Origin of the sequence: Variovorax xiamenensis (assembly GCF_050916385.1) — a bacterium.
GTDB lineage: Bacteria > Pseudomonadota > Gammaproteobacteria > Burkholderiales > Burkholderiaceae_C > Variovorax.
Genome location: NZ_CP139038.1, coordinates 4,728,835 through 4,742,672, shown reverse-complemented (window position 1 = coordinate 4,742,672; position 13,838 = coordinate 4,728,835). Strand labels below are relative to the sequence as shown.

The window sequence follows — 13,838 nt, the reverse complement described above, 5'->3', positions numbered from 1 at the left end:
ACACAGATGACGAAGAGCGGCGACCCCGTCACGATTCCCACCCCTCCCGATGGCGAGCCCGCGCCGCGCCGCCGTACCAAGGCGCCCGAGACGCGCGCCGGCGCGCTGATGGATGCGGCCGAGCGCCTCTTCATCGAGAAGGGCATCGCCGCCACCAGCATCGACGAGATCGCGGCCGGCGCGCAGGTGGCCAAGGGCACCTTCTACCTGTACTTCCCGTCGAAGGAGGCGCTGCTCGGCGCCCTGCAGCAGCGCTTCGTCGACACCTTCTGCGGGCGGCTGCAGGAGGCCATGGACCGCCAGCGGCCCGACAACTACCACGCACGGCTGAAGGCCTGGGTGGAAACGGGGCTGGAGACCTACCTCGACAACGTCGCGCTGCACGACGTGGTGTTCCACGAATACCGCCCCGAAGACCGCCGCATGCGCAACGACAACGCGGTCATCACCCAGCTGGTCACGCTGCTGAAGCAGGGCGACGGCGCCGGCTTCTGGGACGTGGAGGACGCGACCCTCACGGCCGTGATTCTTTTCAATGCGCTGCACGGCGTGGCCGACGACGCCGTGGCGATGGGGCAGACCAGTGCCGCGGAACGCAAGCGCCGCGCACGGGCGCTCACGAAATTCCTCGAGCAGGCGCTGCATCCGGCCGAGGACGACGACAGCGCCGACTGATGTGGCGCTGTGCCGCTCCAGGAGCGGCCTGGATCAGAGCTTGTAGAAGCGCTTGATAGCGCTCCACGCGTCTTCCGGCGCGTCGACGTATTCGAAGAGCTTCACGTCGCCCGGCGAGATCACGCCCTCGTCGACCAGGAAGTCGAAGTCGATCAGGCGCTTCCAGTAATCGGAGCCGAAGAGCACGATCGGCACGGGCTTCGACTTCTTCGTCTGCACCAGCGTGATCACCTCGAACAGTTCGTCGAGCGTGCCGAAGCCGCCCGGGAATGCCACCAGCGCCTTCGCACGCATCATGAAATGCATCTTGCGGATGGCGAAGTAGTGGAACTTGAAGCTCAGCGCCGGCGTGACGTACGGGTTGGCTTCCTCTTCCATCGGCAGCGCGATGGCCAGGCCCACCGAGAGACCGCCGCCTTCGTGCGCGCCGCGATTGGCGGCCTGCATGATGCCGGGGCCGCCGCCGGTGCAGATGAAGAGCTTGTCCTGCGGCTCCCGGTCGTTGCTGTACTGGGCCACCAGCTTGCCGAAGGCGCGCGCCTTCTCGTAGTAGTGCGAGTTGCGCGCCAGCCGGCGCCAGCGCTCGGATGCGGCGGTGTCGCCGCTGAGCTCGGCCTGCGCGATCATGGCCGCGGCATCTTCCTCGCTGCGGAAGCGCGCGCTGCCGAACACCACCACGGTGTTCTCGATGCCATGGGCGCGCTGCTCGATGTCGGGCTTCATCAGCTCGAGCTGCATGCGGATGCCGCGCGTCTCGCGGCGCAGCAGGAATTCGGGGTCGGCGAAGGCGATGCGCGAAGGATCGGGATCGAGCGGGAGGCCCTGGTCCGCATGGGCCTGGAGCGTGGCCCAGGCATCGGCCAGGCGCTTGTCGTGAAGGTTGTGCGTGTTGTTCATGAAGAAAGCGGACAGGTTGACCCGGGTGATTGTGCAGCGTTGCAACCATCGTGCCCAACGCGCGGGCGATGTCCCGGAAACTGTCCCGGAAACGAAAAAGGCTCCTTGCGGAGCCTTCTTCGAGGGTGGTGGTCGGTGAGCGGCTGGAGGCTCAGACGCGCTTGCGGTATTCGCCGGTGCGCGTGTCGATTTCGATCTTGTCGCCTTGCGACACGAACAGCGGCACGCCGATTTCGAAGCCGGTGGCGATCTTGGCGGGCTTCATGACCTTGCCCGAGGTGTCGCCCTTGACGGCCGGCTCGGTCCAGGTGATTTCGCGTTCGACGCTGGTGGGCAGTTCGACCGAGATGGCCTTGCCTTCGTAGAACACCACTTCGACAGCCATGCCGTCTTCGAGGTAGTTCAGGGCGTCGCCCATGTTCTCGGCTTCGACTTCGTACTGGTTGTATTCGGTGTCCATGCAGACGTACATGGGGTCTGCGAAGTAGGAGTAGGTGCACTCCTTCTTGTCGAGCACGATCTGGTCGATCTTGTCGTCGGCCTTGAAGACCACTTCGGTGTTGAAGTTGGCGATCAGGCTCTTCATCTTCATGCGCACGGTGGCGGAGTTGCGGCCGCCGCGGCTGTATTCGGTCTTGAGGACGACCATCGGGTCCTTGCCGTGCATGATGACGTTGCCGGCGCGGATTTCTTGAGCGATTTTCATAACAGGGTCTCTGGATGTTGGCCGCTCGGTGCGCGGGGCCTTCGGCTGCCGTCTCGATGCTTGTTTCGACGTTCGCCGGGATGTCTGGCCCCGCGGTACATGTCCCGCGGCAGGTTTAGCGGAGAGCATTCCGGGTCGATGAGATCCGGGCCGAAATCCGCAAAGCCCACTATTTTAGCTTTTTTGGGTGACGAATTTCCGCAGCTGGGTAACCAGGTCGTCCTGCGCAAGCAGCCGCGCACGGGCGTCCAGGGCCGTTTGCAGCCACGCGCCCTGCATTTCGGGCTCGGGCAGGCGCCCGTCGCCGAAGCCGTTCCAGGCGTGGTGAAAAAGCCTCAGCGAGGGCGGGGCGCCGATCCAGTCCAGCCAGGCGTTCAGCTTGACGTGGTGGGCATCGTCGTCCTGCGGATAGATCTGCCAGACCAGCGGTGCGCCGGCCCAGAGGGCACGCACCAGCGAATCCTCGCCGCGCACGAAGTTCAGGTCGCAGGCCCAAAGCAGGCGGTCGAAGTCGGGCTGCGTGAGATGAGGCAGGTATGAAATTGATAGCGCGCCTCGCCCGTGGGGCAGAGGGGCACTTCCGGATACGGCCTGAACTGCCTGCGTGGCGCGTCCCGCAGTCACCAGCAGGCGCGTGGGCTGGCCGCCATCGGCAAGCCGCTCCAGCAGGTCGGCCAGCGCCGGGGGCTCGTAGCAAAAGAGGGAAACCAGGCGCTCGCCCTGCTGCCACGGTATCTGCTTTGCCGCCAGCCATTGCGCGCGATCGAAGCCCGCGCGTTGCTCCATCAGGTCGGGCTCGCGCAGCAGTCCTCCCGTGGCGGGCGTGAAGCCCGGGTAGAAGAAGCGCTTGGTCAGGCCGGCGCCCGGGCCCTTGAACACCGGCGAGGGCAGGCCGTGCAGCCGCTCGACGTACGGCTCGGCCGAGAGGTATTCGAGATTGATCCAGGCCAGGCCCGGTCCTTCGGCAAAGCGGGCGATCAGTTCCGGCGCCGGATCGCAGCCGAAGGCTTCGACCAGCACGTCGGGCGCCGGCCCAGCCACGGCCGAGCGAAGGGAGGAGGGATCGAGCCAGTCGATCACCTGCACGCCGTCGCCGCCGGCGCGGGCCTCGGGCGCCATCCAGCTCAGCGCCGTCGCGTCGTCGATCCACAGCCGCGCGCGCTCGCCGAGCGCGGCCAGCTGGCTGGCCAGCCGCCAGCAGACGCCGAGATCGCCGTGGTTGTCGATGACCTTGCAGAAGATGTCCCACTGCTTCGATTGGCTGGATTGCATGGTCGCGAGTGTGCCCGTGTTCGCGGGCGGTGCTTGCTATGCTGTCCGGACAACCACCACCGGAGAGAGAACCCATGAGGATGAAGACCTTCCGTGCCGCGAAAACCGTGCTCGCCGTCTCCCTGGCACTTTGCGGCATGGCCGCCGCCGTGGCCCAGACGCAGACTCCGCCGTCGCTCACGCCGCAGCAGCAGCGCTTCCACGACATCTACAAGGAGCTGATCGAGATCAACACCACCCATTCGGTGGGCGACAACACCGCGGCGGCGCGGGCCATGGAAAAGCGTCTGGTCGAAGCGGGCTTCGCTCCGGGCGACATCCAGATCTTCGAACCCTTCCCCAAGAAGGGCAACCTGGTGCTTCGCTTCAAGGGCGACGGCAGCAAGAAGCCGCTGCTGCTGCTGGCCCACATCGACGTGGTCGAGGCCCGCCGCGAAGACTGGAAGACCGACCCCTTCAAGCTGCAGGAAACCGGCGGCTACTTCACCGCGCGCGGCGCGATCGACGACAAGGCCATGGCCGCGGCGCTGGTCTCGGTGGTGGGGCAACTGAAGCAGGAAGGCTTCAAGCCCAAGCGCGACCTCATCCTGGCGCTGACCGCCGACGAGGAACGCGGCGACGCGCTCAGCAACGGCGCCTTCTGGCTCATCAACAACAAGCCGGAACTGCTGCAGGCAGAGTTCGGCATCAACGAAGGCGGCGGCGGCGAGCTGCGCGGCGGCAAGCCCAACCTGCACCGCATGCAGGTGGCCGAGAAGATGTACACCACCTACATGCTGGAGGCGCGCGACGTGGGCGGCCACAGCTCGGTGCCGACCAGGACCAACCCGATCTATGCGCTGTCGGCGGCGCTGGAGCGGCTGGGCAACTACAGCTTCCCGGTCAAGCTCGCGGACGTCACCAGGACCTACTTCGCGCGCAGCGCACCCTTCGCCACCGGCCAGCTCGCCGACGACATGCGCGCGGTGGGCGCCGGCAATCCAGACCCGTCGGTGATCGAGCGTATGTCCGCCAACCCAGCCTACAGCGCCCAGTTCCGCACCACCTGCGTCGCGACGATGGTGCAGGCCGGCCACGCCGAGAACGCGCTGCCGCAGTCGGCCAAGGCCACGGTCAACTGCCGCATCCTGCCGCACGACGACCCGGACGAAGTGGAGCGCCTGCTGACCCAGGCCGTCGGCAACGACAAGATCGTGGTGCGCAACCTGGGCAAGCCGCTGCGCAGCCCGGCGTCGCCGCTGAACGGCGACCTCGTGAAGACGGTGGAGTCGATCACGCAGCAGATGTGGCCCGGCGTGCCAGTGGTGCCCGCGATGAGCACCGGCGCCACAGACAGCCGCTTCATGCGCAACGCCGGTATCCCGATGTACGGCGTGACCGGCATGTTCCTGGAGCCGTCCGACGCGCGCGCGCACGGGCTGGACGAGCGCATCGAGATCCAGCGCCTGTACGACGGGCGCGAGTTCCTGTACCGGCTGGTCAGCGAACTCGCGAAGTAGGTAGCGCGGGCACCCTCAGGGCCGTGAAGGCCCTGCGGGTTCTCAGGGCGTGAAGGTATCGCCCAGCACGATGCCTTCGCGCCGCGGGTCGGCCCCGCCGGTCAGCACCGGCTTGCCGCCGACGTTGGTGCGGATGATGGTGCTGATGCCGCTGGATTGGGCCGACGTCACCACCGTGTGACCCAGTGCGCGCAGGCCGGTGATCAGCGCGTCGTTGTTTCCGCTGTTGCTGGTGTCCACGTTCGGATGCTCGCCGCCCACGTTGGTGTTGACGCTGTTGGACGCGCCGAAGTCGACCAGCGACGTGGCCTGCTGCGCATCGAGTCCCCAGTCGAGCGCGCCCACCAGCGTCTTCACGACGTACTGGATGATGGTGCCGCCGCCGGGCGAGCCGGTACCCATGACGAACTCGCCCATGCTGCCGTCGGCATTCTTCCGGAACACCAGCGTCGGCGCCATCGTGCTGCGCGGGCGCTTGCCCGGCGCGACGCGGTTGGCCACCTTGATGCTCGGATCGACGGTGTCGTTCGGGTTGGACGAGAAGTCGGTGAGCTGGTTGTTCAGCATGAAGCCCTGCGTCATGTGATACGAGCCGAGCGTGGACTCCACCGTGGTGGTCATCGAGACCACGTTGCCCTGCTTGTCGACGATGGTGAAGTGCGTGGTGCCATGCTCCTCGGTCTTGTCGATGCCCAGCGGCACCGAGCCGAGGTCGCCGGCCGTCGCCTTGCCCATGCTCTTGGTCAGGCTGATGAGGCTGGCGCGCTTTTGCAGATAGGGCTTGTTGATCAGCGAATCCACCGAACCGCCCGGCAGCGGCACGAAGTCGGTGTCGGCCACGTACTTGTCGCGGTCGGCGTAGGCCAGGCGTTCGGCCTCGCTCACCAGGTGCACGCCCATCACGGTCGGCTTGCCGCCCTCGAGGTCGATGGCCGTCGGCTTGTACAGGCCCAGGTTGAAGGTCTCGAGGATGCCCAGGCTGGCCACTACGGCAATGCCGCCGGAGGAGGGCGGCGACATGCTGCAGACGTAGTAGTCGCGGTAGGTGCCGCAGACCGGGTCGCGCCGCTTGGCCTTGTAGTTGGCCATGTCGGCCATCGTGGTCATGCCGGGCGTGATGGCCGAGCCATCGTTCGCGGCTGTCGTGATGCCGATCTTGTCGACGATGCCCTGTGCGATGTCGCCCGTGTAGAAGGCGTTGGCGCCCTGCGTGGCGATGGCGTTCAGCGTCTTCGCATAGGCCGGGTTCTTCAGCTTGGTGCCCAGCGCCTTCGGTGTGCCGTCGGCGTTGAGGAAGTAGGCCGTGGCCTCGGCGTCGCGCTTGAGGTCGGTGGCCGACACGGAGATGGCGGCGGCCATGCGCCCGCCTATCGAGAAGCCGTCGGAGGCCAGCGTGATGCCGTAGCTGAAGAGATCTTTCCAGGGCAGCTTGCCGTGGTCCTGGTAGGCGATGTCGAGCATGCGCACCGCGCCCGGCGTGCCGATGGAGCGGCCGCTGGCGCGCGCGCCGCCGGGCTTGGGCGGCGTGGTGTCGGCGCCGGTCGGGTCGATGTAGCGCAGGTAGTTCTCGTTGGCCGCGGCTGGCGCGGTCTCGCGGCCGTCATAGGCCTGCACCTTCTTCGTGGCCGCGTCGTAATAGAGCATGAAGGCTCCGCCGCCGAGGCCGCTCGACTGCGGCTCGACCAGCCCGAGCACGGCCTGCACGGCCACCGCCGCATCGACCGCGCTGCCGCCGGCCTTCAGCACGTCGCAGCCGGCCCGCGTGGCCAGCGGGTGGTTGGCGACCACCATGTAGTTCTTGGCGTAGACCAGCTTGTGGCCAGGCACGTAGCCCGAAGCCGGCTCGGGGGCGGCAGGGTCGCCCGCGTCGCCGGAGCCGACCACTACCGACGAACCGCCGCTCGGGATGAGGCAGCCGGTATCGGGCGCAGCCGGTGCCGGTGCTGGCTGGTTCGCCGCGTTGATCGCCGCGATGGCCGCGAGCGTGGCGGCCGCGTTCTGGGCATCGTTGTTGGAGCCGCCGCCGCAGGCCGTCAGGCTCAGCGAGAGCGCCACGGGCGTGAGCGCCCACCAGACGCGTCTGTTGTTGCTTTTCTTCATGGAGGTTCCCGAATAGGTTTTCTGAAAAAACACGGGCGCTCCTCGCGCCCGTGCCCCATCTTCAGCACATTTCGTTCCAGCCGCGTCGGGGTTTGCGCGCAGACGGCCGCCGGGCCCCATGCCGCGCGCCACAATAGCCGCCATGTCAGACGTGCATTCCGAACAACTGCTCAGCGAAGTGGCGGCCCTGCCGCAACTGCCCGGCGTGTACCGCTATTTCGACGCGGCCGGCGCGGTGCTCTACGTGGGCAAGGCGCGCAACCTGAAGAAGCGGGTCGCCAACTACTTCCAGAAGAACCACGGCGGCACCCGCATCGGGCACATGATCTCGAAGATCGTGCGCATGGAGACCACGGTGGTGCGCTCCGAAGCCGAGGCGCTGCTGCTCGAGAACAACCTCATCAAGACGCTCAAGCCGCGCTACAACATCCTGTTTCGCGACGACAAGAGCTACCCCTATCTCAAGATCGCCTCGCACCAGTTTCCGCGGCTGGCCTACTACCGCGGCGCGGTCGACAAGAAGCACCGCTACTTCGGGCCGTACCCCAGCGCCTGGGCGGTGAAGGAATCCATCCAGCTGCTGCAGAAGGTGTTCCGCCTGCGCACCTGCGAAGACACCGTGTATGCCAACCGCACGCGGCCCTGCCTGCTCTACCAGATCAAGCGCTGCAGCGGTCCGTGCGTGGGCCACATCGGGCCCGAGGCCTACGCGCAGGACGTGGCCAGCGCCGAGGCCTTCCTGATGGGCGACACGCAGCTCGTGCTCTCCAAGCTCGAACAGCGCATGACGGCACATGCCGAGAAGCTGGAGTTCGAGCAGGCGGCCGAGCTGCGCAACCAGATGTCGGCCATCTCGCGCGTGCTGCACCAGCAATCGATCGAGATCGCCTCCGACAAGGATGTGGACATCCTGGCCGTGAAGGTGCAGGGCGGCAAGGCCTGCGTGAACCTGGCCATGGTGCGCGGCGGCCGGCACCTGGGCGACCGGCCGTACTTTCCGGTGCACGTGGAAGATGCGGCGCAGATCCATCACGGCGAACTCGACGACGAGGAGGGCGCGCCGCCCGCCGTCGCAGATCCGGTCGAAGTGCAGGTGCTCGAGGCCTTCATCGCCCAGCACTACATCGACGTGCCCGTGCCCGCCACGCTGGTGCTGAGCGAGCAGGTGAGCCGCGAGCTGATCGAGGCGATCTCGCAGCAGGCCGGCTCGCGCGTGACGGCAGTGTTCCAGCCGCGCGAGCAGCGCCGCCACTGGCTCGAAATGGCCGAGACCAACGCCAAGCTGCAGCTGGCCCGGCTGCTCGCCGAAGAAGGCTCGCAGCAGGCGCGCACTCGCGCGCTGGCCGACGCGCTGGAGCTGGCCGCGGACGACCTAGACAACTTCCGAGTCGAATGCTTCGACATCTCGCATACCGCGGGCGAGGCGACGCAGGCTTCGTGCGTGGTGTTCGAGCACCACGCGATGCAGAACAAGGAATACCGCCGCTACAACATCGAAGGCATCACGCCGGGCGATGACTACGCCGCCATGCGCCAGGTGCTGCACCGCCGCTACGGCAAGCTGGCCGAGGCCATGGCCGCCGAGACCGATGCGCTGCCGCCCGGCGACGCCGAGAGCGACGGCAGCGAGGCGCCGCCCAAGACCCGGACCGCGCGCATGCCCGACCTGGTGCTGGTGGACGGCGGCAAGGGACAGGTGTCGATGGCGCGCGAGGTGTTCGGCGAACTGGGCCTGCCTCTGTCGTTGATCGTCGGGGTCGAAAAGGGCGAGGGCCGCAAGGTCGGGCTCGAGGAACTGGTGTTCGCCGACGGCCGCGAGAAGGTCTACCTCGGCAAGGACTCGGCCGCGCTGATGCTGGTGGCCCAGATCCGCGACGAGGCGCACCGCTTCGCCATCACCGGCATGCGGGCCAAGCGCGCCAAGGTGCGGGTGGGCGGCAGCCAGCTCGAGGACATTCCGGGCATCGGGCCGAAGCGGCGCGCACGGTTGCTGCAGCGCTTCGGCGGCATCCGCGGCGTGGCGGCTGCGAGCATCGAGGACATCGCCTCGGTCGAAGGCATCGCCTCCGACCTGGCGGAAGAAATCTACAAGGCGTTGCATTGAGCGCATGAGGCCCGCAGGGGGATCGCGCGGCCATGACACAATCAAGCGATGTTCTGGACCCTGCCGACCATCATGACCTGGACGCGCATCGTCGCGATCCCTTTGATCGTCGGTGTGTTCTACCTGCCGATGGCCGAGCCGATGCGCAACCTGATCGCCACGGTCATGTTCATCGTCTTCGCCGCGACCGACTGGCTCGACGGCTTCCTGGCCCGCCGGCTCAACCAGACCTCGGCCTTCGGGGCCTTTCTCGATCCGGTGGCCGACAAGTTCCTGGTGTGCGCGTCGCTGCTGGTGCTGGTGCACCTGAACCGGGCCGACGTGTTCGTGGCGCTCATCATCATCGGCCGCGAGATCGCCATCTCGGCGCTGCGCGAATGGATGGCGCAGATCGGCGCCAGCAAGAGCGTGGCGGTGCACATGATCGGCAAGGTCAAGACGACCGTGCAGATGGTCGCCATTCCGTTCCTGCTCTATGACGGGCGCCTGTTCGGCGTGATCGACACCGGCGTCTGGGGCCAGTGGCTGATCTGGATCTCCGCGGTGCTCACCATCTGGTCGATGGTGTACTACCTGCAGAAGGCCATTCCGGAAATCCGGGCCAGAACCAAATGACGGCCTCATCCCCGGCCCGCGGCGCGGGCTGGCTGCGGGCGATGCCCGCGGTCTTCGTGCTGATCTGGAGCACGGGCTTCATCGTCGCGCGCTACGGCATGCCCTATGCGCCGCCCCTCAAGTTCCTGGCCGTTCGCTTCGCGCTGTCGCTGGCGTGCTTTGCCGCATGGGTCGCGCTGGCGCGGGTCGAATGGCCGAAGCAGAAGGCCCAGTGGGGGCACCTGGCCGTCACCGGCATCCTGATGCAGGCGGGCTACCTCGGCGGAGTCTGGGCCGCGGTGCGCGAAGGCATGGGCGCGGGGCTGGTGGCGTTGCTGGTCGGCATCCAGCCTGTGCTGACGGCCGTCTGGCTGTCGTTCACCGGCGGGCGCATCACCGGCCGGCAATGGATCGGACTGGGGCTGGGCTTCGCGGGCCTTGTGCTGGTGGTGCTGCGCAAACTGGGGCAGGGCGGCGAAGTCAGCGTGCTGACGATGGGGCTGGCTCTGATGGCGCTGGTGTCGATCACGGCGGGCACGCTGTACCAGAAGCGCTTCGTCGCGCCGTGCGACGTGCGCAGCGCGAGCGCCGTGCAGATGGCGGCCGCGGTGCTGGTCACCCTGCCGTTCGCGGCGCTGGAGACGGACAGAATCCACTGGAACCTGCATTCGGGCGGAGCGATGGCCTGGTCGGTGCTGGCGCTTTCGCTGGGCGGCAGTTCGCTGCTCTACATGCTGATCCAGCGCGGCACGGCCACCGCCGTTACCAGCCTGCTCTATCTGGTGCCGCCCTGTACGGCCGTGATGGCATGGCTGCTGTTCTCCGAGCCGATCACGCTGGTGACAGTGCTGGGCATCGGGCTCACCGCCGCGGGCGTGAGCCTCGTGGTGCGCAACGGACGCTGAGCGGTCCGATCCTTCTTTTCAGCGCCCGCCGGCCTTGCCCGGCTTCCAGGGCTCGCCGCGGAACTGCTCGACGAGGTGATCGACCAGCAGGCGCACGCGGCGCGGCGTCTTCGGCCGCCAGGGCGCGATCCAGTGGATGTCGGCTTCGGCCATCGCGTACTGCGGCAGCAGGCGCACGAGCTCGCCGCTCGCGAGCTGCGGCGCGATGTCCCACAGGCTGCGCAGCATGATCCCGTGCCCGGCCAGGCACCAGTCGCGCACCATCTCTCCCGAGTTGCTGGCCAGCGGCCCTTGCACGCGCACGCGCGCGGTGCTGCCGTCGCGCGCATGGCGCAGGGTCCAGACCGCGTGCTGGCGCTGGCCCCCGGCATCTCCGTTCTCGCGTGCGACCAGGCAATCGTGCGAGGCCAGCGCCTCGATGGAGGCCGGTGTGCCGCGGCGCTTCAGGTAGTCGGGCGAGGCCGCCAGCACACGCTGGTTGCGTGCGATGCGCCGCGAAACCCAGTCGGCCGCATGGCGCTGCTGCACGGCCCAGAGCCAGACCGCGCCGTCGTAGCCCTCGGCGCCGAGGTCGGGCAGCTGCTCGGTCAGCAGCAGCTCGATCTGCAGCGCGGGGTGCCGGGCCTGGAAGGCAGCAAGCGCCGGTCCGAGCCAGCGCCGGCCGAATCCGAAGGTGGCGGCCAGGCGGACCGTGCCGGTCAGCTCGTTCTGCCTCTCGCCGAGTTCGCTTTCGAGCGCGGCGAAGCCGTCGAGCAGTGTCCGGGCGTGCAGGCAGACCGCCTCGCCTTCGGCCGTGGCGCTGAGGCGCCGGGTAGTGCGATCGAACAGGCGCTGACCCAGGCGTGCCTCCAGCGCGCCCAGCCGCTTGGTGACGACGGAGGGCACGACGTCGAGCGTGGCGGCCGCGCCCGCGAGGCTGCCCTGGTCGCGGATCGCCAGCACCAGCGCCAGGTCGCTTCGTTCCATCGAGGGTTGATTCATGCCAGATCGGAAAGTATGAATTGGCTGATTGTTGCTTGATGGTAGGCGGGGCGCAACGCACAATCGTCGCCGTGACGGCCTCCTTTCTTTCCTTCCCCACTTTCGACATCGAGCGCAACGGCGTGCGCATTCACGGGCGCATCGGCGGGCAGGGGGCTCCCTTGCTGCTGCTCCATGGTCATCCGCAGACGCATGCGATCTGGCATCGCGTGGCGCCGGCACTGGCGCAGCGGTTCACGGTGGTGGCGGTCGATCTGCGTGGCTATGGCGATTCGGGCCGGCCGGCGGCCGATGCCGAGCATGCCGTCTACAGCAAGCGCGAGATGGCGCTCGATGCGCTCGCCGCCATGCGGCACCACGGCTTCGAGCGATTCGCCGTCCTGGCGCACGATCGCGGCGCGCGTGTCGCGCACCGGCTCGCGATGGACCATCCCGCGACGGTCGAGCGCATGCTGCTGCTCGACATCGCCCCCACGCTCGCGATGTACGAGCAGACTTCCGAGGCCTTTGCCAAGGCCTACTGGCACTGGTTCTTCCTGATCCAGCCGCCGCCGCTGCCCGAGGCACTGATCGCATCCGACCCGGTGCGCTACGTGCGCAGCGTGATGGGCGGGCGGCACGCAGGCCTCGCGCCTTTCGCACCCGAGGTGCTGGCCGAATACGAGCGGTGCGCCGCCATCGCCGGCACCGCCGAATCCATCTGCGAGGACTACCGCGCCTCCGCCACCATCGACCTCGTGCACGACCGCGCCGACATCGCTGCCGGCCTGAAGTTGACGCAGCCGCTGCGCGTGCTGTGGGGCGAGCATGGCGCGGTCGGCAAGGCCTTCGACGTGCTGGCGCTGTGGCGCGAGCGCGCCGCCGATGTGTCGGGCCGCGCGCTGCCTTGCGGCCACTATGTTCCCGAAGAAGCGCCGGACGAGCTGCTCGCCGAGGCCCGGGCCTTCTTTCTTCCATCTTCGCAACACGAACAAGCAGGAGCCAACTCATGAGCACCCACAGAATCGCAGTCATCGCCGGCGACGGCATCGGCAAGGAAACCATGCCCGAGGGGCTGCGCGTGCTCGATGCTGCGGCGCGCAAATTCGGCATCGACCTGAAGTTCGACCACTTCGACTTCTCGAGCTGGGACTACTACGAGAAGCACGGCCAGATGCTGCCCGACAACTGGAAGGACCAGATCGGCGGGCACGATGCCATCTTCTTCGGCGCGGTGGGCTGGCCCGAGAAGATCCCGGACCACGTGTCGCTGTGGGGCTCGCTGCTGATGTTCCGCCGCGAGTTCGACCAGTACATCAACCTGCGCCCCGCGCGCCTGATGCCCGGCATCATCGCGCCAGTGGTGAGGCGCGACGGCACGCCGCGCGAGCCCGGCGAGATCGACATGTACATCGTGCGCGAGAACACCGAGGGCGAATACTCCAGCATCGGCGGGCGCATGTACCAGGGCACGCCGCGCGAGATCGTGGTGCAGGAAACGGTGATGTCGCGCGTGGGCGTCGACCGGGTACTGAAGTTCGCGTTCGAGCTCGCGCAGTCACGGCCCAAGAAGCACCTGACGAGCGCCACCAAGTCGAACGGCATCTCGATCACCATGCCGTACTGGGACGAGCGCGTGGCCGAGATGGGTAAGAGCTACCCGGACATCAGGCTCGACAAGTTCCACATCGACATCCTCACGGCCCACTTCGTGCAACGGCCCGACTTCTTCGACGTGGTGGTGGCGAGCAACCTCTTCGGCGACATCCTGTCCGACCTCGGGCCGGCCTGTACGGGCACCATCGGCATCGCGCCCAGCGCCAATCTCAACCCCGACCGCACCATGCCGTCGCTGTTCGAGCCGGTGCACGGCTCGGCGCCCGACATCGCCGGCAAGGGCATCGCCAACCCGATCGGGCAGATCTGGTGCGGCGCGATGATGCTGGAGTTCCTGGGCCACAAGCAGGCGCACGACGCGATCCTGTCGACCATCGAGAAGGTGCTCGCGCCCCAAAGCGGAGCACCGCGCACCCCCGACATCGGCGGGACGGCCAGCACTTCCGACCTGGGCAAGGCCATCGCCGATGCCCTTTGAGAGCCTTTGAAAAAGGACTTCACGAAACGCC

General features: G+C 67.6%; 12 protein-coding genes. 7 read left to right on the top strand and 5 right to left on the bottom strand.

Going from position 1 to position 13,838, the window contains the following annotated elements; genetic code table 11:
• Positions 1-6 precede the first annotated feature (6 nt).
• Positions 7-675, top strand: a complete 669-nt coding sequence (locus SFB74_RS21685) for a TetR/AcrR family transcriptional regulator (RefSeq protein WP_432726342.1) — start codon at positions 7-9, stop codon at positions 673-675.
• 33 nt (positions 676-708) lie between these two features.
• Here the strand turns inward: SFB74_RS21685 and SFB74_RS21680 are convergent, their stop codons facing one another.
• The 3 genes from SFB74_RS21680 to earP form a co-directional block, all read right to left on the bottom strand.
• Positions 709-1,572, bottom strand: coding sequence for a TIGR00730 family Rossman fold protein (locus SFB74_RS21680; protein WP_126024931.1), 864 nt, complete (start codon positions 1,570-1,572; stop codon positions 709-711).
• Between the two features lie 151 nt (positions 1,573-1,723).
• Positions 1,724-2,278 carry an elongation factor P gene (efp, locus tag SFB74_RS21675; protein ID WP_093203421.1) on the bottom strand — a complete coding sequence of 185 codons (555 nt, stop codon included), beginning with the start codon at positions 2,276-2,278 and terminating at the stop codon, positions 1,724-1,726.
• A 174-nt stretch (positions 2,279-2,452) separates the two neighbouring features.
• Positions 2,453-3,550, bottom strand: coding sequence for an elongation factor P maturation arginine rhamnosyltransferase EarP (earP, locus tag SFB74_RS21670; RefSeq protein ID WP_432726341.1), 1,098 nt, complete (start codon positions 3,548-3,550; stop codon positions 2,453-2,455).
• Positions 3,551-3,624: 74 nt separating this feature from the next.
• Between earP and SFB74_RS21665 the strand changes: the two genes are divergently transcribed.
• Positions 3,625-5,049, top strand: a complete 1,425-nt coding sequence (locus SFB74_RS21665) for a M20/M25/M40 family metallo-hydrolase (RefSeq protein ID WP_432726340.1) — start codon at positions 3,625-3,627, stop codon at positions 5,047-5,049.
• Positions 5,050-5,091: 42 nt separating this feature from the next.
• Here SFB74_RS21665 and ggt read toward each other — a convergent pair whose 3' ends face one another.
• Complete coding sequence (ggt, locus tag SFB74_RS21660) at positions 5,092-7,149, bottom strand: gamma-glutamyltransferase (protein WP_432726339.1); 2,058 nt, start codon at positions 7,147-7,149, stop codon at positions 5,092-5,094.
• A gap of 142 nt (positions 7,150-7,291) precedes the next feature.
• Between ggt and uvrC the strand changes: the two genes are divergently transcribed.
• From uvrC to SFB74_RS21645, 3 genes are read left to right on the top strand one after another with little or no spacing between them, the layout of a single operon-like run.
• Positions 7,292-9,253, top strand: coding sequence for an excinuclease ABC subunit UvrC (gene uvrC / locus SFB74_RS21655; protein WP_432726338.1), 1,962 nt, complete (start codon positions 7,292-7,294; stop codon positions 9,251-9,253).
• A gap of 48 nt (positions 9,254-9,301) precedes the next feature.
• Positions 9,302-9,868 (top strand): CDP-diacylglycerol--glycerol-3-phosphate 3-phosphatidyltransferase, encoded by a 567-nt coding sequence (gene pgsA, locus SFB74_RS21650; RefSeq protein WP_432726337.1) that lies wholly within the window; start codon positions 9,302-9,304, stop codon positions 9,866-9,868.
• Positions 9,865-10,752, top strand: coding sequence for a DMT family transporter (locus SFB74_RS21645; RefSeq protein WP_432726336.1), 888 nt, complete (start codon positions 9,865-9,867; stop codon positions 10,750-10,752). The genes pgsA and SFB74_RS21645 overlap by 4 nt, the downstream gene beginning before the upstream one ends.
• A gap of 18 nt (positions 10,753-10,770) precedes the next feature.
• Here the strand turns inward: SFB74_RS21645 and SFB74_RS21640 are convergent, their stop codons facing one another.
• Positions 10,771-11,718, bottom strand: coding sequence for a LysR substrate-binding domain-containing protein (locus SFB74_RS21640; protein WP_432726335.1), 948 nt, complete (start codon positions 11,716-11,718; stop codon positions 10,771-10,773).
• Positions 11,719-11,804: 86 nt separating this feature from the next.
• Between SFB74_RS21640 and SFB74_RS21635 the strand changes: the two genes are divergently transcribed.
• Positions 11,805-12,725 carry an alpha/beta fold hydrolase gene (locus tag SFB74_RS21635; protein ID WP_432726334.1) on the top strand — a complete coding sequence of 307 codons (921 nt, stop codon included), beginning with the start codon at positions 11,805-11,807 and terminating at the stop codon, positions 12,723-12,725.
• On the top strand, positions 12,722-13,807 hold the full coding sequence (locus SFB74_RS21630; protein ID WP_432726333.1) for a tartrate dehydrogenase: 1,086 nt from the start codon (positions 12,722-12,724) through the stop codon (positions 13,805-13,807). The genes SFB74_RS21635 and SFB74_RS21630 overlap by 4 nt, the downstream gene beginning before the upstream one ends.
• The last annotated feature ends 31 nt before the right edge of the window (positions 13,808-13,838 follow it).